The 20,792-nt window shown below is 68.6% G+C and carries 22 protein-coding genes; 6 read left to right on the top strand and 16 right to left on the bottom strand.

Annotated elements, in window-relative coordinates; genetic code table 11:
* Positions 1 to 105: 105 nt before the first annotated feature.
* From ACIRHA_RS27400 to ACIRHA_RS27390, 3 genes are all read right to left on the bottom strand, one after another.
* Positions 106 to 429 (bottom strand): STAS domain-containing protein, encoded by a 324-nt coding sequence (locus ACIRHA_RS27400; protein ID WP_266714147.1) that lies wholly within the window; start codon positions 427 to 429, stop codon positions 106 to 108.
* A gap of 203 nt (positions 430 to 632) precedes the next feature.
* Positions 633 to 1,484 carry a 3-hydroxyacyl-CoA dehydrogenase family protein gene (locus ACIRHA_RS27395; protein ID WP_403851010.1) on the bottom strand — a complete coding sequence of 284 codons (852 nt, stop codon included), beginning with the start codon at positions 1,482 to 1,484 and terminating at the stop codon, positions 633 to 635.
* A 168-nt stretch (positions 1,485 to 1,652) separates the two neighbouring features.
* A complete protein-coding gene (locus ACIRHA_RS27390; protein ID WP_403851008.1) occupies positions 1,653 to 2,291 on the bottom strand; it encodes a TetR/AcrR family transcriptional regulator in 639 nt (212 codons plus the stop codon).
* 82 nt (positions 2,292 to 2,373) lie between these two features.
* Here ACIRHA_RS27390 and ACIRHA_RS27385 point away from each other — a divergent pair, with 82 nt between their 5' ends.
* The 3 genes from ACIRHA_RS27385 to ACIRHA_RS27375 are packed head-to-tail and all read left to right on the top strand — an operon-like array spanning position 2,374 to position 4,503.
* Positions 2,374 to 3,156, top strand: coding sequence for an ABC transporter ATP-binding protein (locus ACIRHA_RS27385; RefSeq protein WP_403851005.1), 783 nt, complete (start codon positions 2,374 to 2,376; stop codon positions 3,154 to 3,156).
* A gap of 5 nt (positions 3,157 to 3,161) precedes the next feature.
* On the top strand, positions 3,162 to 3,917 hold the full coding sequence (locus ACIRHA_RS27380; protein ID WP_403851172.1) for an ABC transporter permease: 756 nt from the start codon (positions 3,162 to 3,164) through the stop codon (positions 3,915 to 3,917).
* A 13-nt stretch (positions 3,918 to 3,930) separates the two neighbouring features.
* Positions 3,931 to 4,503 (top strand): cob(I)yrinic acid a,c-diamide adenosyltransferase, encoded by a 573-nt coding sequence (locus ACIRHA_RS27375; protein WP_403851002.1) that lies wholly within the window; start codon positions 3,931 to 3,933, stop codon positions 4,501 to 4,503.
* On the opposite strand, the gene ACIRHA_RS27370 is transcribed toward ACIRHA_RS27375, so the two are convergent.
* On the bottom strand, positions 4,500 to 5,051 hold the full coding sequence (locus ACIRHA_RS27370; protein WP_403850999.1) for a hypothetical protein: 552 nt from the start codon (positions 5,049 to 5,051) through the stop codon (positions 4,500 to 4,502). The genes ACIRHA_RS27375 and ACIRHA_RS27370 overlap by 4 nt on opposite strands.
* A 170-nt stretch (positions 5,052 to 5,221) precedes the next feature.
* Between ACIRHA_RS27370 and ACIRHA_RS27365 the strand changes: the two genes are divergently transcribed.
* The 3 genes from ACIRHA_RS27365 to ACIRHA_RS27355 all read left to right on the top strand — a co-directional run bounded on the left by ACIRHA_RS27365 (position 5,222) and on the right by ACIRHA_RS27355 (position 9,076).
* Positions 5,222 to 6,418 carry a sensor histidine kinase gene (locus ACIRHA_RS27365; protein ID WP_403850996.1) on the top strand — a complete coding sequence of 399 codons (1,197 nt, stop codon included), beginning with the start codon at positions 5,222 to 5,224 and terminating at the stop codon, positions 6,416 to 6,418.
* A 14-nt stretch (positions 6,419 to 6,432) separates the two neighbouring features.
* Positions 6,433 to 7,080, top strand: a complete 648-nt coding sequence (locus tag ACIRHA_RS27360) for a response regulator (RefSeq protein WP_403851170.1) — start codon at positions 6,433 to 6,435, stop codon at positions 7,078 to 7,080.
* Between the two features lie 136 nt (positions 7,081 to 7,216).
* Complete coding sequence (locus ACIRHA_RS27355) at positions 7,217 to 9,076, top strand: glycosyl hydrolase family 18 protein (RefSeq protein ID WP_403850993.1); 1,860 nt, start codon at positions 7,217 to 7,219, stop codon at positions 9,074 to 9,076.
* A gap of 201 nt (positions 9,077 to 9,277) precedes the next feature.
* Here ACIRHA_RS27355 and ACIRHA_RS27350 read toward each other — a convergent pair whose 3' ends face one another.
* The 12 genes from ACIRHA_RS27350 to glyA form a co-directional block, all read right to left on the bottom strand.
* The gene (locus ACIRHA_RS27350) at positions 9,278 to 9,733 is read right to left on the bottom strand and encodes a DUF2550 domain-containing protein (protein WP_403850990.1); all 456 of its coding nucleotides are present in this window, start codon (positions 9,731 to 9,733) and stop codon (positions 9,278 to 9,280) included.
* A gap of 133 nt (positions 9,734 to 9,866) precedes the next feature.
* On the bottom strand, positions 9,867 to 10,241 hold the full coding sequence (locus ACIRHA_RS27345; protein WP_351344571.1) for a F0F1 ATP synthase subunit epsilon: 375 nt from the start codon (positions 10,239 to 10,241) through the stop codon (positions 9,867 to 9,869).
* A 121-nt stretch (positions 10,242 to 10,362) separates the two neighbouring features.
* Positions 10,363 to 11,799, bottom strand: coding sequence for a F0F1 ATP synthase subunit beta (gene atpD, locus ACIRHA_RS27340; protein WP_403850988.1), 1,437 nt, complete (start codon positions 11,797 to 11,799; stop codon positions 10,363 to 10,365).
* Positions 11,799 to 12,725, bottom strand: a complete 927-nt coding sequence (locus ACIRHA_RS27335) for a F0F1 ATP synthase subunit gamma (protein ID WP_403850985.1) — start codon at positions 12,723 to 12,725, stop codon at positions 11,799 to 11,801. The genes atpD and ACIRHA_RS27335 overlap by 1 nt, the downstream gene beginning before the upstream one ends.
* Before the next feature lie 20 nt (positions 12,726 to 12,745).
* Positions 12,746 to 14,338 carry a F0F1 ATP synthase subunit alpha gene (atpA, locus tag ACIRHA_RS27330; protein ID WP_403850982.1) on the bottom strand — a complete coding sequence of 531 codons (1,593 nt, stop codon included), beginning with the start codon at positions 14,336 to 14,338 and terminating at the stop codon, positions 12,746 to 12,748.
* A 145-nt stretch (positions 14,339 to 14,483) separates the two neighbouring features.
* Positions 14,484 to 15,305: a F0F1 ATP synthase subunit delta gene (locus tag ACIRHA_RS27325; RefSeq protein WP_403850980.1), complete on the bottom strand. Its 822-nt coding sequence runs from the start codon at positions 15,303 to 15,305 to the stop codon at positions 14,484 to 14,486.
* Positions 15,302 to 15,850, bottom strand: coding sequence for a F0F1 ATP synthase subunit B (locus ACIRHA_RS27320; RefSeq protein WP_403850977.1), 549 nt, complete (start codon positions 15,848 to 15,850; stop codon positions 15,302 to 15,304). Before ACIRHA_RS27320 ends, ACIRHA_RS27325 begins: the two co-directional genes overlap by 4 nt.
* Before the next feature lie 37 nt (positions 15,851 to 15,887).
* Positions 15,888 to 16,127 carry an ATP synthase F0 subunit C gene (atpE, locus tag ACIRHA_RS27315; protein ID WP_266714117.1) on the bottom strand — a complete coding sequence of 80 codons (240 nt, stop codon included), beginning with the start codon at positions 16,125 to 16,127 and terminating at the stop codon, positions 15,888 to 15,890.
* A 74-nt stretch (positions 16,128 to 16,201) separates the two neighbouring features.
* The gene (atpB, locus tag ACIRHA_RS27310; protein WP_403851167.1) at positions 16,202 to 16,972 is read right to left on the bottom strand and encodes a F0F1 ATP synthase subunit A; all 771 of its coding nucleotides are present in this window, start codon (positions 16,970 to 16,972) and stop codon (positions 16,202 to 16,204) included.
* A 273-nt stretch (positions 16,973 to 17,245) separates the two neighbouring features.
* A complete protein-coding gene (locus ACIRHA_RS27305) occupies positions 17,246 to 17,704 on the bottom strand; it encodes a hypothetical protein (RefSeq protein ID WP_351343934.1) in 459 nt (152 codons plus the stop codon).
* Positions 17,705 to 17,974: 270 nt separating this feature from the next.
* Positions 17,975 to 19,303, bottom strand: coding sequence for an MraY family glycosyltransferase (locus tag ACIRHA_RS27300; RefSeq protein WP_403850974.1), 1,329 nt, complete (start codon positions 19,301 to 19,303; stop codon positions 17,975 to 17,977).
* Positions 19,304 to 19,442: 139 nt separating this feature from the next.
* Positions 19,443 to 20,729, bottom strand: coding sequence for a serine hydroxymethyltransferase (glyA, locus tag ACIRHA_RS27295; protein ID WP_403850972.1), 1,287 nt, complete (start codon positions 20,727 to 20,729; stop codon positions 19,443 to 19,445).
* Positions 20,730 to 20,792: the final 63 nt, after the last annotated feature.

The raw sequence follows: 20,792 nt of genomic DNA, 5'->3' as shown, positions 1-20,792 counted from the left end.
TGAGGATTGTCGGCGATTCCGGCCGGAATGACTGGTTCACCCCTTCCAGGGTCATACCCTCCGGTTCAACCCTGCAACTCCCGGCCACACGCGTGGCCTTCCGCCTCAGACGCGCGGCAGGGACTCGACGCCGATGCCACCTTCGATGGCCAGGATCCGGTGCAGTCTGGTGGCGACGAGCAGGCGCTGCATCTGGGGCGGCACGCGGCGCAGCACGAGTCGGCGGCCACAGCGGCCCGCGCGGCGGTGGGCGCCCATGATGACGCCGAGGCCCGTCGCGTCCCAGGAGTCGAGTTCGGACAGGTCGAGCACCAGGTCGCCGATTCCGTCATCGACGGCGGTGTGCAGGACCGAACGGGCGTCCGCCGCGCTGCGGACGTCGAGGCGGCCCCCGACGACCAGCTCGACGTGGTCGCCCCTGATGTACATATGCGCTCCCCGTGGGAAATACAGAAGTGCTCGGCGTGGTCGGAGTACGCGACTGCTTCTGAGCCGGTACTCAGCTGTTCATGTGATCCGGGTGATCTGGGTATGTCACTGCAACTGACGGGCCGCGGGGGCCGAAAGTTGCCGTCTGTAAGCGAACCGATACCGAATTCACCCCGACGGGTGACATGGCATCAGCTGTGCGGTCAAGCGTGCTTGTAGAAGCCCTGCCCGCTCTTGCGGCCGATGTCACCGGCGTCCACCATCCGGCGCATCAGCTCCGGAGGCGCGAACTTCTCGTCCTGCGACTCGGTGTAGATGTTCTCGGTCGCGTGCAGCAGGATGTCGACGCCCGTCAGGTCGGCGGTGGCGAGCGGCCCCATCGCGTGGCCGAAGCCCAGCTTGCAGGCGACGTCGATGTCCTCGGCGGTGGCGACCCCGGACTCGTACAGCTTCGCGGCCTCGACGACGAGGGCGGAGATGAGACGGGTCGTCACGAACCCGGCGACGTCCCGGTTCACCACGATGCAGGTCTTGCCGACGGACTCCGCGAACTCCCGGGCGGTGGCGAGTGTTTCGTCGCTCGTCTTGTAGCCGCGCACCAGCTCGCAGAGCTGCATCATCGGCACCGGCGAGAAGAAGTGCGCGCCGACGACGCGCTCCGGGTGTGCGGTGGCCGCCGCGATCTTGGTGATCGGGATGGCCGAGGTGTTCGAGGCGAGCACCGTGTCGTCCCGCACGATCTTGTCGAGCGCGCGGAAGATCTCGTGCTTGACCTCGAGCTTCTCGAAGACGGCTTCGACGACGACGTCCGCGTCGGCCGCCGCGTCCAGGTCGGTGGTCGCGGTGATGCGGCCGAGCGCGGCCTCGGCGTCGGCGGCGTCGAGCTTGCCCTTGCCCACGAACTTCTCGTACGAGGCCTTGATGCCGTCGGTGCCGCGCGTGAGCGCTTCGTCGGTGACGTCGCGCAGGACGACGTCCCAGCCCGCCTGGGCGGAGACCTGCGCGATGCCCGACCCCATGAGGCCGGCTCCGATGACGGCGAGCTTCCTTGCCACGTACGTCCCCTAACCGCGTGTCCCGCGCGACCGCTAACCACTGTTTACGTTGCTCTCCGGCGGACACTAGCGCCCGTGAGCGGCCGTGTGACCGCTAAGAGATGCGCGTCACGTCTCGAATGACGGACATCACACCGACACGGATCAGTGATCGATCATCCGTGCCCATCAGGCGTCACGGACGGCGTAGTTGAGCACCTTGTCGCTCAGAAGTTCCTCCATCTCGTCGAGGACGTCGAGCGTCTCGCGGGATACCTCCGCGGGGGTGCCGCCCTCGACCATCCGGCGTCCGATGCGCGCCATGACGGTCTGATGAACCCAGCCGATCTGACCCGCGATCAGATCCGGCAGCGCGTCGTCCCCTGCGGCGCCGGTCTCCTCGCGCAGCGTCTCCACGAGGTTGTCGTGGACCTCCTGCTGGATGGCCCACAGCCGGGAGCGCAGGGCGGGCGCCGCGTGCACGACGCGCATGAAGTCGCTGCACCCGTCCATGAGCCCGACCCGCGGCGAGACCGACTCGACCTCCTCGCGCAACTCCCGCAGCACGGCGCCGGCCGCGGACTCCCCCGCCCCGCGACCACGCACCCACCGCGACATCCGGTCGACGACTCCGGCGGAGCGATCGAGGAACAAGTCCTCCTTCGCCGGGAAGTAGTTGTAGACGGTGTTCACGGAGACGTTCGCGGCGTCCGCGACCTCCGCGACGGTCACCGCGTCGAAGCCGCGCTCCAGGAACAGGCCGGTCGCCACGTCCGAGATGTACTGCCTGGTCTGCCGCTTCTTCCGCTCCCTGAGCCCTTCTGCCATGGGCCGATCCTACGGGATTCCTGGCCTCGCTGAAATTTTGGGGGCGTTGCAAAATTTCAGCGACTCTGTTTTTCTGGGCCGCATGCCAGTCATCAGCACGTCCGGGCTCGCCCGGACCTTCACCACCAAACACGGCCCCGTCGAGGCGGTCCGCGGCATCGACCTGCGCGTCGACTCCGGCGAGATCCTCGGCTTCCTCGGCCCGAACGGCGCGGGCAAGACCACCACCCTGCGGATGCTCACCACGCTGCTCGCGCCCACCGGTGGCGCGGCCACCGTCGCGGGGCACGACCTGGCGGGCGACCCGGCGGGGGTGCGGCGCGCGGTCGGGTACGTGGCCCAGTCCGGGGGCGTCGACCCGAACGTCTCCGTACGGGAGGAGCTGGTCACGCAGGGGCGCCTGTATCGCCTGACGAAGCCTCAAGCGAGCGCACGCGCCGAGGAGTTGGCGAGTGACCTCGGTCTCGCGGACCTCATGGAGCGCAAGACCGCCGCGCTCTCCGGCGGGCAGCGGCGCCGCCTCGACATCGCGATGGGGCTCACGCACCGGCCGCAGGTGCTCTTCCTCGACGAGCCGACGACCGGGCTCGACCCCGGCAGCCGCGCCGACCTGTGGGACCTGGTGCGACGGCTGCGCGACACGTACGGCACGACGGTGTTCCTGACCACGCACTACCTCGACGAGGCGGACGCGCTCGCGGACCGGATCGTCGTGGTGGACAAGGGAGTCGTAGCCGCCGAGGGCACACCGAGCGCGCTCAAGCTGGCGCACGGCGGCTCGATCGACGCCTCTCTCCAGGACACCTTCCTGGCCATCACCGGACGCGGTCCCGCGCCCGTGGACACGACCCCGGTGGCGGTGTGAGCGCGATGAAGACCCTGCTGTCCGACACCGCCCTGATCTTCGGGCGGTACGCCCGCCAGACCCTCTCCTCCCGGTTCCAGATGCTCTTCGGCATCCTCATGCCGCTGCTGTACCTGGTGTTCTTCGGGCCGCTGCTCACGGAACTGCCGATCGGTACCAGCGGCAGCTCGTGGCAGATCCTGGTGCCGGGTCTACTGCTCCAACTCGGCTTGTTCGGCGCCGCGTTCTGCGGTTTCGGCATCATCGTCGAGAAGAACTACGGGGTGGTCGAGCGGATGCGCGTGACGCCCGTCAGCCGGGTCGCGCTGCTGCTCGGGCGCGTCCTGCGGGACACCGCGCTGTTCCTCTTCCAGGCGGTGCTGCTCGTGCTCGCCGCGCTGGCCATGGGGCTTCGCGCGCCGCTCGCGGGCATCCTGATCGGCTTCGCCTTCGTGGCGCTCCTGACGGTCTCCCTGGCCTCCCTGTCGTACGCGCTCGCCTTCAAGGCCCGTACGCCGCAGGAGTTCGGACCCGTCATCAACGCGGTCACCATGCCGTCGATGCTGCTCTCGGGCCTGATGCTGCCGATGGCGCTCGCGCCCGGCTGGCTGGACGCGCTCTCGCACGTCATGCCGCTGCGCTATCTCGTGGACGCGATGCGGGACGCGTACGTCGGCCGGTACGCGACGGCGAACATGCTCTACGGAGTGCTGGTGTCGCTCGCCTTCGCCGCGCTCGCCGTGACCATCGGCACACGCGGCTTCCGCCGGGCCGCGTCCTAATTAGGCTGGTCGCATGGTCAATCTGACGCGCATCTACACCCGTACCGGAGACAAGGGCAGCACCGCCCTCGGCGACATGAGCCGCACCGCCAAGACCGATCTGCGGATCTCGGCGTACGCGGACGCCAACGAGGCGAATGCCGTGATCGGCTCTGCGGTCGCCCTCGGCGGACTGGAGGAGGAGGTCGTGAAGGTCCTGATCCGCGTCCAGAACGACCTCTTCGACGTCGGAGCCGATCTCTCCACTCCGGTCGTCGCCGAGCCCGAGTTCCCGCCGCTGCGCGTCGAGCAGTTCTACATCGACAAGCTGGAGGCGGACTGCGACCACTTCAACGAGCAGCTGGAGAAGCTCCGCTCCTTCATCCTGCCGGGCGGCACCGCGGGCGCGGCCCTGCTGCACCAGGCCTGCACCGTGGTGCGGCGCGCGGAGCGGTCGACGTGGGCCGCGCTGGAGGTCCACGGCGAGACGATGAACCCGCTCACGGCGACCTACCTCAACCGCCTCTCCGACCTCCTGTTCATTCTGGCGCGGATCGCGAACAAGGAGGTCGGGGACGTGCTGTGGGTGCCCGGCGGCGAGCGCTAGCCCTTGTTCGTCGTCATGGCCGGGGCCTTCTTCGGGAACACCGTGTAGCTCAGCGCGATGATCACGTTGATCGCGATCAGGAAGAGCATCTTCTGCTGCCACGCGGCCAGGGAGTCGGTCGACCCGCCCTCGCCCACGTACCAGATCGCGCCCTGCAACAGCCCCATCGCGATGAGCGCGGCGAGGATCCAGCGGGCGGCCAGCTTCCACTCGTGGATCGCGCGCGGCGCCCCGTACTTGGGCGTCGACGGGGGCGGGCCGCCCGCGAAGCGGTGGGCGACGCGGACGTCGGCCCACTGGATCGTGTAGTGGCCGAGCGCGACGGAGTAGCCGATGTAGACCGCGGCGAGGCCGTGCTTCCAGTCCGGTTCGGCGCCGTTCTTGAGGTCGATGGCCGTGACGACGAGCAGCACGACCTCCAGGAGCGGCTCGCACAGCAGCACCGCGACGCTCGCGCGCGGCATCTTCGCCCAGTAGCGCAGGGCGAGGCCGGCGGCGAGGAGCACCCAGAAGGCGGCCTCGCAGATGACGATCAGCGTGACGATCACGGTGGGCTCCTCTCGTTTCCCCTTCCCCGCTTCAAGCCTCCCTGCCGGGCGGCGCGTGATCGTCGTCGTACATGACGAAGTGGGACTGCATCCTTCGATGTAGTGGCGCCGCTCCCCCGCTCGTCCCGCCGCACCATGGCAGGACCGCTCCGGCCGTGTTGGATGGAGGCATGCAAGCCGCCGCTCCGCTCCGCCCGCACCGCGACGACGTGCGCATCGCCGTCGGCGGACTGCTCGGCGGGCTCGCGCTGTGGGGCATCGGGCTGCCGGTGAACGGGGGCCGGCCCCTCGGCGGGACGTGGGCGCTCGTCCCCCTCGTCGTCATGGCGGCCCTGGAACTGCTGCGCCGCACCCGGCCCCGTCTCGCGGTGATCATCGGCACGGTCGCCGTGATCGCCGACCAGTTCACCGACGGCAATCTGGCCACGGTGCTGATGTTCACGGACCTGATGTACGCGGGCGCGCTGTACGGCACACCGGCCGCCGCGCGCCGCCTCCCCGTGGTCACCGGCCTGCTCACGGTCGCGGTCACGCTCGGCTTCGTCGCGTGGTGGCGGAAACCCGAGGCGGTCCTGGTCGGCGTCCTGACCGGGCTCGTGTCGTTCGCGCCGGCGGCCACCGGCATGCTGGTGCGCGGCCACCGCGAGGCGGCGCAGACGGAGCGGCTGCGCGCCGAGCAGACCGCGCTGCTCGCCGAGCTCGACCGGACGCAGGCGGTGACCGCGGAGCGCGCCCGGATGGCCCGTGAGCTGCACGACATGGTGGCGAACCACCTCTCGGCGATCGCGATCCACTCCACGGCCGCACTCTCCCTCGACGACGAGGACACCACGCGTACGGCGCTGAAGACGATCCGCGAGAACAGCGTCGACGGCCTCGCCGAGATGCGCCGCCTCATCGGCATCCTGCGGGACGCGGGCGAGGACACGGAGCCGGTCGCCGCGCCCACCCTGGCGGGCCTCGGCGCCCTCGTCGAGCAGTCCCGTGCGAACGGTCTCGACGTCCGGCTGACCGTGTCCGGCGCCGCCACAGGACTGCCCGCGCCGGTCGAGCTCGCCACCTACCGCATCGTCCAGGAGTCCCTCACGAACGCGCTCAAGCACGCGGCGCCGGGCCCGGTCTCGGTGGCCGTCGACCGCTCCGACGAGCGCGTCGAGGTGCGGGTCGACAGCCCGTACGGGGACCGGGACGGTCCGCGCGCACCGGGCTCCGGGGCCGGCCTCGTCGGGATGCGGGAGCGGGCGGCGCTGCTCGGCGGCACGTTCGACGCGGGCCCCAGTGACGACGCGGGCCCCGATGGCAACGCGGGTTCGTGGCGGGTGCACGCCGCCCTGCCGCTGCACACCGAAGGAGGAGACCCCACGTGACCCCCGTAACCCGCGTGATCCGCGTACTCGTCGCCGAGGACCAGTCCGCCGTACGGGCCGGGCTCGTGCTCATCCTGAACAGCGCGCCCGACATCGAGGTCGTCGGCGAGGCCGAGGACGGCGAGCGGGCGGTGGAACTGGCCCGCGAGCTGCGGCCCGACCTGGTCCTGATGGACGTCCAGATGCCGCGGCTCGACGGGGTTTCGGCCACGCGCGCGGTGGTCGCCGAGGGGCTCGCAGACGTACTCGTGCTCACCACCTTCGACCTCGACGCGTACGTCTTCGGAGCGCTGCGCGCGGGCGCGTCCGGGTTCCTGCTCAAGAACACGGACGCGAAGGACCTGATCGAGGGCGTACGGACGGTGGCGCGCGGCGAGGGGATGATCGCGGCGGCCGTCACGCGCCGGCTCATCGCCGAGTTCGCGCACTCCTCCGGCGATGAACGGGCCGCGGCCCCGCCCGGGCTCGAAACCCTGACGCGCCGCGAGCGCGAGGTGCTCGACTGCCTGGGCCAGGGCCTGTCCAACGCGGAGATCGCAGGCCACCTCGACATGGCAGAGGCCACGGTGAAGACCCATGTGAGCCGCCTGCTCGGCAAGTTGAACCTCCGCAGCAGGGTGCAGGCGGCCGTGCTGGCCCAGGAAGTTGGCCGAAAGCCGTGATTGGTTTAGACCTTGACCGCTGGTCCAGACCTTTCTATTCTCGCGGCACTGCGGTGAGCACACCCCCCACTCCGGTGCTCATGGGCGTCGCAGGGTTCCACCCCCTTACGAACCCCGGACCACCCGAGGAGCACCGATGCGCTCAACCCCTGCCCCCAGACAGCGACTTCGCCACAGATCCACCGCCGCCCTCGCCACCCTCGTCCTCCCCGCCGCCGCACTCGTCGGCCTCGCCACCCCGTCCCACGCCGCCGTCGAGGCCACCGCCGTCACCGCCACGTACGCCAAGACCCAGGACTGGGGCAGCGGCTTCGAGGGCAAGTGGACGATCAAGAACTCCGGTACCACGAGCGTGAGTTCATGGGCCGTCGAGTGGGACTTCCCCTCCGGTACGAAGGTCACGTCCGCCTGGGACGCGACCGTCACCAACTCGGCCGACCACTGGACCGCCAAGAACCTCTCCTGGAACGGCTCCCTCGCGCCCGGCGCCTCGGTCTCCTTCGGGTTCAACGGCTCCGGCTCCGGCGCCCCCACGGGCTGCAAGCTCAACGGTGCCTCCTGCGACGGCGGCGACGTACCGGACGACAAGGCACCCTCCGCGCCCGGCACCCCGACCGCCTCCGGCGTCACCGACACCTCGGCGAAACTGTCCTGGTCGGCCGCCACCGACGACAAGGGCGTCAAGAACTACGACGTGCTGCGCGACGGCTCCAAGGTCGCGACGGTGACCGGCACTTCCTACACCGACACCGGGCTCAAGGCGGGCACCGACTACTCGTACACGGTGCAGGCCCGCGACACCGCCGACCAGACGGGACCGGTCTCCGGCTCCGTGAAGGTGCACACGACGGGCGGCGGCACGGACCCCGGCCCGGGCACCGGCGGCAAGGTGAAGCTCGGCTACTTCACCGACTGGGGCGTCTACGGCCGCCAGTACTACCCGAAGAACCTGGAGACCTCCGGCTCTGCCGCCAAGGTCACGCACATCAACTACGCCTTCGGCAACGTCCAGGGCGGCAAGTGCACCATGGGCGACTCCTACGCCGACACCGACATGGCGTACACGGCCGCCAACTCCGTCTCCGGGCAGGCCGACACCTGGGACCAGCCACTGCGCGGCGCCTTCAACCAGCTGCGCCAGCTGAAGGCCAAGCACCCGAACCTGAAGATCCTCTGGTCCTTCGGCGGCTGGACCTGGTCCGGTGGCTTCGGTGAGGCCGCGAAGAACCCGGCCGCGTTCGCCGACTCCTGCTACAAGCTGGTCGAGGACCCGCGCTGGGCCGATGTCTTCGACGGCATCGACATCGACTGGGAGTACCCGAACGCGTGCGGCCTGAGCTGTGACACGTCAGGACAGGACGCGCTCAAGAAGCTGTCGACCGCGCTGCGTTCGAAGTTCAGCGGCAACAACCTGGTGACGGCCGCGATCACGGCCGACGCCTCCGCAGGCGGCAAGATCGAGAAGAACGACTACGCGGGCGCGGCGCAGTCCCTCGACTGGTACAACGTCATGACGTACGACTTCTTCGGCGCGTGGGAGGCCAAGGGTCCGACGGCCCCGCACTCCCCGCTCACCTCGTACTCCGGCATCCCGCAGCAGGGATTCAACTCCGCGGACGCCATCGCCAAGCTGAAGGCGCAGGGTGTTCCCGCGAGCAAGTTGCTGCTGGGGATCGGCTTCTACGGGCGCGGGTGGACCGGCGTCACGCAGAAGGAGCCCGGTGGTACGGCCACGGGGCCCGCGGCCGGCACGTACGAGCAGGGCATCGAGGACTACAAGGTCCTCAAGACCAAGTGCCCGTCGAACGGCACGGTGGCCGGGACCGCGTACGCGCACTGCGGCTCGGACTGGTGGTCCTATGACACGCCCGCGACGATCGGGTCGAAGATGAGCTGGGCCAAGTCCCAGGGTCTTGGCGGGGCGTTCTTCTGGGAGTTCTCAGGGGACACGTCCAACGGTGAACTGGTCACGGCCATCGACTCCGGCCTGAAGTAGCCGCCCCCTCATACGGAAGCCGGGCCCACGGGAACGCCCCCCGTCGGCCCGGCTTCTCCATGCACTCCCCCACCCCACCCCTTCCCGAAACTCCTCAATCGCCGGAGGGGCTTCAATGATGCCCTCAATCGCCGGGCGGGCTCCAAATGGAGCCCGCCCGGCGATTGAGGGCTTTCGGGAAGGGGTGGGGTGGGGGAAAAGCTACGCCACGTTGACGCGCTGGCCGGGAGGGGCCGCCTCCAGCCACGCCAGGAAACCGGTGAGCGCGTCCTCGCTCATGGCGAGTTCCAGGCGGGTCCCACGGTGCGTACACGCGAGGACGATCGCATCGGAGAGGAGCGCGAGCTCCTCCTCACCCTCGGGGGCCCTGCGACCGGTGACCTCGATGGCCGCCCGCTCCAGGATGCGCTTGGGACGAGGCGCGTACGAGAAGACTCGGAACCACTCGATCCGGTCACCGTTGTAGCGCGCGATCCCGTAGCCCCACCCTTTGCCGGAGGCATCCGCCTCATCGGGCCCCGGCGCATCCCACCGCAGCGAGCAGTCGAACGTACCGCCGGAGCGCTGGATGAGCCGCCGCCGCACTCCGAAGGCGACAAGCCCCACCACCACGAGTACGACGATCGCGACTACGCACAGCACGAGAACGAGGACCATCTGCACCGACCTCCTCGCTTCTCGACCGATAACGAAACAGCAAAACAGTTGTAGATCGCCTCAGCCGCGACCTGGTCCGGAGATTATCTCCGGCCCGGGCCGCGGCTGAGGTACATCATGTGGCTCGCTGGATTCAGCGCGCCGCCACCGTACGGAGTCGAACGTCGGCGCGCCGCTCGGCGGACGCGTCGGCGTCCGACTTCGCGCGCTCCAGCGCCCGCTCCGCCCGCTGGGCGTCGATCTCGTCCGAGAGCTCGGCGATCTCGGCCAGCAGGGACAGCTTGTTGTCGGCGAACGAGACGAAACCGCCGTGGACAGCCGCCACGATCGTTCCCCCGTCCGTCGTACGGATCGTCACAGGGCCCGACTCCAGCACACCGAGCAGCGGCTGGTGACCGGGCATGACGCCGATGTCGCCGGACGTGGTACGCGCGACGACCAGGGTGGCCTCGCCGGACCAGACACTACGGTCCGCGGCGACGAGCTCGACGTGCAGCTCAGCAGCCAAGGTGGGCTCCTCGGGTCACCACCCGGCGGCATCCGCTGCCGGGTGTCGGTTCAAAGTCTAGTGGGCGGGGAGGGAGGGCCGGGACATACCCCCGGCCCTCCCTCCCCCAGAGCTACGAAGCTCAGGAGACGCCGAGCTCCTTGGCGTTGGCCTTGAGGTCCTCAATGCCACCGCACAGGAAGAACGCCTGCTCCGGGAAGTGGTCGTAATCGCCGTCGATGATCGCGTTGAACGCCACGATCGTCTCGTCCAGCGGCACGTCCGACCCGTCGACGCCGGTGAACTGCTTGGCGACGTGGGTGTTCTGCGACAGGAAGCGCTCCACGCGACGGGCGCGGTGGACAGTGAGCTTGTCCTCCTCGCCGAGCTCGTCGATACCGAGGATCGCGATGATGTCCTGAAGGTCCTTGTACTTCTGGAGGACCGTCTTGACACGCATGGCCGTGTTGTAGTGGTCCGCCGCGATGTAGCGGGGGTCCAGGATGCGGGACGTCGAGTCCAGCGGGTCCACGGCCGGGTAGATGCCCTTCTCGGAGATCGGACGGGAAAGCACCGTCGTCGCGTCGAGGTGGGCGAAGGTCGTCGCCGGGGCCGGGTCGGTCAGGTCGTCCGCGGGCACGTAAATGGCCTGCATGGACGTGATCGAGTGACCGCGGGTCGACGTGATGCGCTCCTGGAGGAGACCCATCTCGTCGGCCAGGTTCGGCTGGTAACCCACGGCCGAGGGCATACGGCCGAGCAGGGTCGAGACCTCGGAACCGGCCTGCGTGAAGCGGAAGATGTTGTCGATGAAGAAGAGAACATCCTGCTTCTGCACGTCGCGGAAGTACTCCGCCATCGTCAGACCCGCGAGGGCCACGCGCAGACGGGTGCCCGGCGGCTCGTCCATCTGACCGAAGACAAGCGCGGTCTTGTCGATGACGCCGGACTCGGCCATCTCCTCGATGAGGTCGTTGCCCTCACGGGTGCGCTCGCCGACACCGGCGAACACGGAGACACCGTCGTGGTTGTTGGCGACGCGGTAGATCATCTCCTGGATGAGCACCGTCTTGCCGACGCCGGCACCGCCGAAGAGGCCGATCTTTCCACCCTTGACGTACGGGGTGAGAAGGTCGACGACCTTGATGCCGGTCTCGAACATCTCGGTCTTCGACTCGAGCTCGTCGAAGTTCGGCGCCTTGCGGTGGATGCCCCAGCGCTCGCCGGTGTACTCCTCGTCGACGTTCAGGACCTCGCCGAGGGTGTTGAACACCTTGCCCTTGGTGAAGTCGCCGACGGGCACCGTGATGGAGGCGCCGGTGTCCACGACCGGGGCCTGGCGGACCAGGCCGTCGGTGGGCTGCATGGAGATCGCGCGGACCAGGCCGTCACCGAGGTGCTGGGCGACCTCGAGCGTCAGGGTCTTCTTCGCGCCGTCCTGCGCCGGGTCGTTGACCTCGACGTGCAGGGCGTTGTAGATGTCCGGCATCGCGTCGACGGGGAACTCCACGTCGACGACCGGGCCGATGACCCGGGCGACGCGGCCCGTGGCCGTCGCGGTCTCAACAGTGGTCGTCATTACTTGTCACTCCCCGCGTTCGCGTCGGCGAGGGCGCTTGAGCCACCGACGATCTCGCTGATTTCCTGGGTGATTTCGGCCTGGCGGGCCGCGTTGGCAAGTCGGGAGAGGTTATTGATCAGCTCTCCCGCGTTGTCGGTCGCCGACTTCATCGCGCGGCGCGTGGCGGCGTGCTTGGAAGCAGCCGACTGGAGCAGCGCGTTGTAGATCCGGCTCTCGACGTAGCGCGGCAGCAGGGCGTCGAGGACGTCCTCCGCCGACGGCTCGAAGTCGTACAGCGGAAGGATCTCGTCGCCCTTGCCGGACGCCTTGGATTCCTCCGCCACCTCTTCGAGGCTGAGCGGCAGCAGCCGGCCGTCGATGGCCGTCTGCGTCATCATCGAGACGAACTCGGTGTAGACGATGTGGAGTTCGTCCACGCCGCCCTCCGCCGTCTCCTTCTCGATCGCCTCGATCAGCGGCGCCGCGACCTTCTTGGCGTCCGCGTACGTCGGCTCATCGGTGAAGCCCGCCCACGACTCCACGACCTTGCGCTCGCGGAAGTTGTAGTGGGCCAGACCGCGGCGGCCGACGATGTACGTGTCGACCTCCTTGCCCTCGCCCTCGAGCCGCTCCGTGAGCAGCTCGGCGGCCTTGATGGCGTTCGAGTTGAAGGCGCCGGCCAGACCGCGGTCGCTGGTGAGCAGCAGAACCGCGGAACGGGTCGCCGACTCCGACTCGGTCGTCAGCGGGTGCTTGGTGTTCGACCCGGTCCCCACCGCCGTGACCGCACGCGTCAGCTCGGACGCGTACGGCGTGGAGGCCGCCACCTTGCGCTGTGCCTTGACGACACGCGAGGCGGCGATCATCTCCATCGCCTTGGTGATCTTCTTGGTCGCGGTGACGGATCGGATGCGACGCTTGTAGACCCGGAGCTGGGCTCCCATGAGTCAGGTCCCTTCCGTCGTCACTTGCCGGCGGCGGCCGGAGCGTCCTCGCCGAGAAGCTTCCCGTCCGAGGTCTCGAACTGCTTCTTGAAGTCGGCGACAGCCTCGTCGATGGCCTGGATGGTGTCGTTCGACATCTTCCCGCCCTCCTTGATGGAGGTCATGAGGCCCTGCTCCTTGCGGTGCAGGTGCTCAAGGAGCTCCTTCTCGAAGCGGCGGATGTCGGCGACCGGCACCTCGTCCATCTTGCCGTTGGTACCGGCCCAGACGGAGACGACCTGGTCCTCGGTGGCCATCGGCTCGTACTGAGCCTGCTTCAGCAGCTCGACGAGGCGCTGGCCACGCTCGAGCTGCGCCTTCGACGCGGCGTCCAGGTCGGAACCGAAGGCTGCGAACGCCTCCAGCTCGCGGTACTGGGCCAGGTCGAGACGGAGCCGGCCGGAGACCTGCTTCATGGCCTTGTGCTGGGCGGAACCACCCACACGGGAGACCGAGATACCGACGTTCAGCGCGGGGCGCTGACCGGCGTTGAAGAGGTCGGACTCCAGGAAGCACTGACCGTCGGTGATGGAGATGACGTTGGTCGGAATGAACGCCGAGACGTCATTCGCCTTCGTCTCGACGATCGGCAGACCCGTCATCGAACCGGCACCGAGCTCGTCCGAGAGCTTCGCGCAGCGCTCGAGCAGACGCGAGTGCAGGTAGAAGACGTCACCCGGGTAGGCCTCGCGCCCCGGCGGGCGGCGGAGCAGCAGGGACACGGCGCGGTAGGCGTCGGCCTGCTTCGAGAGGTCGTCGAAGATGATGAGGACGTGCTTGCCCTCGTACATCCACTGCTGGCCGATGGCCGAGCCGGTGTACGGCGCCAGGTACTTGAAGCCGGCCGGGTCGGACGCCGGGGCGGCGACGATGGTCGTGTACTCCAGCGCGCCGGCCTCTTCGAGGGCACCGCGCACGGAGGCGATGGTGGAGCCCTTCTGACCGACGGCGACGTAGACGCAGCGGACCTGCTTCTTCGGGTCGCCGGTGCGCCAGTTGTCACGCTGGTTGATGATCGTGTCGACAGCCAGGGCGGTCTTGCCGGTCTGGCGGTCACCGATGACCAGCTGACGCTGGCCACGGCCGACGGGGGTCATCGCGTCGACGGCCTTGTAGCCGGTCTCCATCGGCTCGTGCACCGACTTACGGGCCATGACGCCCGGGGCCTGCAGCTCGAGGGCGCGGCGACCGCTGGTCTCGATGTCGCCGAGGCCGTCGATCGGGTTGCCGAGCGGGTCGACGACGCGACCCAGGTAGCCCTCGCCGACGCCGACGGACAGGACCTCACCGGTACGCGTGACCGGCTGCCCCTCCTCGACGCCGCTGAACTCGCCCAGGACGATGGCGCCGATCTCGCGCTCTTCCAGGTTGAGTGCGAGGCCGAGGGTGCCGTCCTCGAACTTCAGCAGTTCGTTGGCCATGGCCGAGGGAAGACCCTCGACCTTCGCGATGCCGTCGCCGGCAAGGGTGACCGTACCGACCTCCTCGCGCGAGGCCGCGTCCGGCTTGTACGCCTGGACAAAGTTCTCCAGCGCGTCCCGGATCTCCTCCGGCCGGATCGTGAGCTCCGCCATCTGGGTTCCCTGCTCTCCTTGTTGGGCCCGAAGTGTTCTTGGGGGGTCTGGGGCTGTGTCCCATTGCGGCTGCGCCGCGGGCCCCCAGGAATCCTCTGCACGGCCCAACTAGGGCCGTAGTCGTACGTGTTCAGGTTTGTTGCGGTCAGCCGGCCATGCGGCGGCCGGCCTCCTCGATGCGGTCCGCGATGGAGCCGTTGATGACCTCGTCGCCCACCTGCACCTTGATCCCGCCGAGGACCTCGGGGTCCACGTCCAGGTTCAGGTGCATCTGACGCCCGTAGAGCTTCGCCAGGGACGCACCCAGGCGCTGCTTCTGCGCGTCGCTCAGCGGCACCGCCGTGGTGACGACCGCCACCATGCGCTCGCGACGCTCGGCGGCGAGCTTGGAGAGGGACTCGAGTCCCGCTTCCAGGCTACGTCCACGCGGCGCGGTCACAAGACGCCCGACGATCCGCTCGGTGGTGGGCTTGGCCCGACCGTCGAGCAGCTGCTTGACGAGCTCGCCCTTGGCCGAGGCCGAGGCCGTCTTGTCGGTCAGTGCGGCGCGCAGCTCGGTGTTGGAGGAGACGATCCGGCCGAACCGGAACAGCTCGTCCTCGACGTCGTCGAGTTCACCGTTCTTCTGCGCCGCGGTCAGGTCCGCGGTGTTGGCCAGCTCCTCCAGGGAGTCGACCAGGTCGCGGGAGGCCGACCAACGGGAGCGGACCAGGCCGGACACCAGGTCGACGGACTCGCCGCCGATCTGGCCGCCGAGCAGGCGGCTCGCGAGCTCGGCCTTGGCCTCACCGGCCTGCGCCGGGTCGGTCAGGACCCGTCGCAGGCTGACCTCGCGGTGCAGCAGCGCGGTCACCGAGGCCAGGTCACCGGCGAGCGCCTTGACGTCGACCGAGGTGTTGTCGGTCAGTGCGTCCAGACGCTCACGCGCGGCGGCCAGCGCCTCGCGGCTCGCTCCGTGGGCGGTCATCGCGTGGCCTCTGCCTTCTCCTCGAGCTCGTCGAGGAAGCGGTCGATCGTGCGCGACTGCCGGGCGGTGTCCTCGAGGGACTCGCCGACGAGCTTGCCGGCCAGGTCGGTGGCCAGCAGGCCCACGTCCTGGCGCAGCGCCTGCGCGGCGGCCTTGCGGTCGGCCTCGATCTGCGAGTGACCGGCGGCGATGATCTCCTCACGCTGCCGCTGGCCTTCCGCACGCATCTCGGCGATGAGCGCGGCACCCTGCTCCTGCGCCTCCTGGCGCAGCCGCGCGGCCTCGTGCCGGGCCTCGGCGAGCTGAGCCTTGTACTGCTCGAGCACGCTCTGGGCCTCGGTCTGGAGCGCCTCGGCCTTCTCGATACCGCCTTCGATCTGCGCGTGGCGCTCTTCCAGCGTCTTGTTGATACGCGGAAGGAGCTTCTTGGCGAAGAAGAAGAAGACGATGGCGAAGGCAAGGGTGCCAATGAGCAGCTCGGGGCCGGGCGGAATGAGCGGGTTCTGCTCTTCCTCGGCCGCCAGCTGTACCAGGTTGGCGATCACAACAGTGCCTTTCGTCGAATCGTGTCAGGTATGGAAATCAGATACCGAACACGAACGGCATGACGATGCCGATCAGGGCGAGCGCCTCACAGAAGGCGAAGCCGAGGATCTGGTTGGCGCGGATGAGGCCGGCGGCCTCGGGCTGACGGGCCAGCGCCTGGGTGCCGTTACCGAAGACGATGCCGACACCGATGCCGGGGCCGATCGCGGCGAGACCGTAACCGATGGAACCGAGGGAGCCGGAGACGCCAGCGGCGAGTTCGATGGACGCGGACATGCCGTTACTTCCTTTTCTTTACGAACCGGTGGGGGTTGTCCACCGGACGAGCTGGGGTGGTTGGGCGGTGGTACTCAGTGGTGCTCGGCGAGAGCGCCCTGAATGTACGAGCAGGCCAGGAGCACGAAGACGTATGCCTGGACGGCCTGCACGAAAAGTTCGAAGAGGATCATCGCGATCGTCATCACGAAGGAGACGCCCGCGGCCGGGATCATCCAGCTGTTCAGCAGGTACCAGGAGGCGACGGTGAACATCACCAGCATCAGGTGACCGGCGAACATGTTGGCGAAGAGTCGCACCGCGTGCGTGAACGGGCGGACCAGCAGGTTCGAGAAGAACTCGATGAACGAGACCAGCCACTTGACCGGGCCGAGCGAGTCGTCGTAGCCGGTGACGTTCTTCCAACCGCCCACGAAACCATGGCGCTTGAAGGTGAGCGGCACCCAGATCAGGTACACGATCGCCGCGAGGATGATCGGGTAGGCGATGACCGAACCGACCGGGAACTGGGCGAGCGGGATGACCGACCAGACGTTCATGATCCAGATGAAGAAGAACAGCGAGACCATGATCGGTACGTACTTCTCGCCCTCCTTCTTGCCCAGCGTCTCGTAGACGATGGTGCGGCGGACGAAGTCGTAGCCGGCCTCACCGATCATCTGGATCTTCCCGGGCACGACCTTCGAGCGGCCGAACGCGGCGTAGAAGAACCAGCAGATGACGACCGTGGTGATGAGGGCGAGCAGCATCACCTTGTTGAAGTAGAACCAGCCGAAGTCGGCAATCGGTTCGAACAGGAAGGAGTGCAGGCCCGGCGCCGGGAAGCCGCATCCGTTGTCGGACATGATCCGACAGCTCCAGTCAAAGGCGAGCTGGGTCGTGTCAGCACTCACCGCGGGCTCCTTCGGCGTGACGCATAAGTACGGCAACCTCGTTGTGTCGGTGCGGCGCGCAGCCGCGGATCGGCACCGGTCTGGTGATTCGGGCGTGGGGGCGGCGGGCAGGCAGTGAGCCTCGCGATCGTGCAGGCGTCAGCTCTCGTGCCCGCGCCGGCGATGCCGCAGTTGGCACCGGACGATAGCAGCCCGCCGAACGGGCGCTTATCCCGGCCCTACCTCTCACGACGACGACCCGGTCTTTTCGGCCTTCTCGCTGGTCCCGGTCCCCTTGGAGCCGGGCGCCGCTTCGGGATCGATATAGAAAATCTTGGCCTTCATGTGCGCACGAGCCTGTGCGGCCATCCATACGACCGTCGAAACGATCAGCACGATGGCGAAGGTCTTGGGATTGAAGAGAGTCGTGTCCTTGAAAATGGCCACGAAGATCAGGAGCAGCAACAGCTGGGCGACGTAGAGCATCAGCCCCATCGCCTGGAACAGCTGCGGAAGCGATTTTGCCGTGCGGATCAGCACGACCTGCCCGAGGCCCATGAACACGATCACCACAAGAGCACCGACCAGCGCACCAATGGCCCCCTTGCCACCCGCAACCACACCACTGATCACCGCGGCAATCACGCCCGCGGCGGCGGTGGGTACGACGGCTTGAAGAAGGGTCCGTGCGTCATTGGACGGCATGGCGGCAACTCCGCTTACTGAAGGGGGCAGGGTGTCGTCATGGACGAGCGTAGTCCGGGATCCGATGGGTCGATTCGGGCCAAATGACCTTCGCCCTATGGCCTTTCGGCCCTGTCCCCGGCTTCGTGAACGGTATCACAAACTATTTGATGCGGTCTTTACCTAGAAGGTGTGCCAACCGTCACACGTGAGGGGGATCCTGCGCGTCTGTGCGGGCGCGAGACCAACATGTCTGGTATTGGGATCATTTCGGACTCCGCGCTCGCCCGGTCAACGCGACGTTCCCGCCTTACGCCGATCCGTGAAGCGCGAACGGCCGCCGATCGCCGTCGCTCCGTTGACGCCCGCGGGGATCCGGTCCCGATCCGGTCCGCCCTCGGAGCCCTCGGACGGCTCGGCCGCCCCGTCCCCTTCCACTGCCTCGGCCGGTCGCCGGTAGCGCGGCGGCACCAAGTGCTGGGCCCAGCGCGGCGCGTGCGGCGTGAAGCGCGGCAGCAGCAGCATGACGAGCCCGACGAAGCTCAGCGCGACGATGGTGAGCATGACCCACATCCCGGACGCGGAGTGCACGGAGTAGGCGACCGCGCCGAAGGCGATGAGGCCCGACCAGAAGTACATGATCAGCACCGCGCGGGAGTGCGAGTGGCCGATCTCCAGGAGCCGGTGGTGCAGATGCCCGCGGTCCGCGGCGAACGGCGACTGCCCGTTCCAGGTACGGCGCACGATCGCGAGGACGAGGTCGGCGAACGGGATCGCGATGATCGTCAGCGGCATCAGCAGCGGCAGGAAGACGGGGAGCATCGCGTGCGTGGTGTCTCGCGTGGAGCCACCGAGGTTCAACTTGAGGGCGTCCGGGTCGACCTGACCCGTGATGGAGATGGCGCCGGCCGCGAGGACGAGGCCGATGAGCATGGAGCCCGAGTCGCCCATGAAGATTCTGGCCGGATGGATGTTGTGCGGCAGGAAGCCCAGACACATGCCCATCAGGATCGCCGCGAACAGCGTGGCCGGGGCCGCGGACTCGATGCCGTAGCCGTACCAGATCCGGTACGCGTACAGGAAGAACGCGCACGCGGCGATGCACACCATGCCCGCCGCGAGGCCGTCCAGGCCGTCGACGAAGTTCACCGCGTTGATGGTGATGACGACGAGCGCGACGGTGAGCAGGGTCCCCTGCCACTGCGTGAGGGACACCGTCCCCACGCCGGGGATCGGGAGCCACAGGATCGTCAGGCCCTGCATGACCATCACGCCCGCGGCGATCATCTGGCCGCCGAGCTTGATGAGGGCGTCGATCTCGAACTTGTCGTCCAGGACGCCGATCAGCCAGATCAGCGCGGCGCCGGAGAGCAGCGCGCGCGGTTCGTTCGAGGACTCGAAGACCTTGTCCAGGTTGGTGAGGTGGTCGGCGACGAGCAGGCCCGCGCACAGGCCGAAGAACATGGCGATACCGCCGAGCCGCGGCGTGGGTTCCCGGTGCACGTCACGTGCACGGATCTCCGGCATGGCGCCGGCCACGATCGCGAACTTCCGCACCGGGCCTGTGAGCAGATAGGTCACCGCGGCCGTGATGCAGAGCGTCAGCAGGTATTCACGCACGGGCTTCCCCACAGGTATCGCTGGCCATCTCAGCCCCACACCCTAGTCTCGCGTGCTTAGGGTTGGGGACTTCCGGGTAGCGACGATGGTTGCACGGCTGACGGTTCCAGAGGTGCACTGGTGCGGCGCAAGGGGTGTCTCAGAGGGCGCCTACCCCGTTCTCGGTGGGGTACGGGGGGAATCTTCCGGCCAGTTCGCGGACCTCTTCGCGGACCGTGCGGGTGTCGAGAACTCCCCGTACGACACCCGACAGGAGCACCGCGATGCGGGCCATCTCTCCTTCGCCCATGCCCTGTGTGGTGACGGCGGCGGTGCCGAGGCGCAGGCCGCGGCCGCCGTCCGCGGTGACATCGGCCGCTCCGCAGCGCGGCAGGGCGCATGTGTCGAGGATCATGCCCGCCGAGGCGAGCCGGCCACGCGCCACCGCGGCCGCGACGCCGAGCGGGGCCGGGTCCACGGTCAGCAGGTGGGTGTCGGTGCCGCCGGTGGTGACGCCGAAGCCCTCCGCCGCGAGCGCGCCCGCGAGCAGCCGCGCGTTGGCCACGACCTGGTGGGCGTACGCGGTGAAGGCCGGCCGCGCCGCCTCGCCGAACGCGACGGCCTTCGCGGCGATCGTGTGCATCTGGGCGCCGCCCTGGGTGAAGGGGAAGACGGCCCGGTCGACGCGGTCGGACAGCTCGGCCGAGCACAGCAGCATGCCGCCGCGGGGTCCGCGCAGCACCTTGTGCGTGGTGGCGCAGACGATGTCGGCGTACGGGACCGGGTTCGGGGCCGCTCCCCCTGCGACCAGGCCGATGGGGTGCGCGGCGTCGGCGATGAGGTGGGCGCCCACGTCGTCGGCGATCTCCCGGAAGGCGGCGTAGTCGATGTGCCGGGGGTACGAGATCGAGCCGCACACGACGGCCTTGGGGCGGTGGGCGCGGGCCAGCGCGCGGACCTGCTCGTAGTCGATGAGCCCGCTCTCCGCGTCGACGCCGTACGGGACGAAGTCGAACCAGCGGCCGGAGAAGTTGGCCGGTGAGCCGTGCGTGAGGTGGCCACCGGACGGCAGGCCCATCGCGAGGACGGTGTCGCCGGGTTTCAGCAGTACGGCGTACGCGGCGAGCACGGCCGAAGAGCCGCTGTGCGCCTGTACGTTGACGTGTTCGGCGCCGAAGAGTGCGCGGGCGCGGTCGATGGCGAGACGTTCCGCCACGTCGACGAGTTCGCAGCCGCCGTGGTGGCGGGCGCCGGGGTAGCCCTCCGCGTACTTGTTGGCGAGCGGGGAGCCGAGGGCGGCGAGGACCGCGGGCGACGCGAAGTTCTCGGCGGCGATGAGCTGGAGGGAGTCCGCCTGGCGGGTGGTCTCCGCGAGGAGGATTTCGGCCAGTTCGGGGTCCTGCCGTTGTAGCTCCGCCAGGGCTGCGGGTTCTGTCATCACCGGCATGGTCGGCTCCGGGCCTCGCGTGGGGCGGGTAGGTGCCTTCCAATGTAGATCCGCGTCGTTCCG

This window comes from Streptomyces sp. NPDC102360 (genome assembly GCF_044766085.1).
Taxonomy (GTDB): domain Bacteria; phylum Actinomycetota; class Actinomycetes; order Streptomycetales; family Streptomycetaceae; genus Streptomyces.
Note: the sequence above shows the minus strand (reverse complement) of the source record. Positions and strands in the feature narration are given on the sequence as shown.